The 244-nt window shown below is 63.9% G+C and carries 1 protein-coding gene; it reads right to left on the reverse strand.

Features of this window, described 5'->3' with window-relative positions:
• The coding region (locus tag SB717_RS38785; RefSeq protein ID WP_486360820.1) for a hypothetical protein at window positions 1–189 on the reverse strand (189 nt) is incomplete at its 3' end.
• Window positions 190–244: the final 55 nt, after the last annotated feature.

Raw genomic sequence — 244 nt, forward strand, 5'->3', positions numbered from 1 at the left:
GGCGCTACCGCGCAGCGCCGCAGTCGCGCCGGAAAACAGGATCGTCCCATTTCCTCGCGCGACCATCCGCCGTGCGGCCGCCTGCGCAACGAGCAACCCCGCCAAACAACCAACTCGCCAGCATCGCTCGAAATCGGCAGGATCAATGTCGAGGACGTTGGCCCGCTCGAAAGCACCGGCATTGAACACGACAAGGTCAGGCTCGCCCAGATCGCGGTCAACACTAGCGAAAATGCGAGCGACG

The organism is Priestia sp. SIMBA_032 (assembly GCF_046535215.1).
GTDB lineage: Bacteria > Bacillota > Bacilli > Bacillales > Bacillaceae_H > Priestia > Priestia aryabhattai.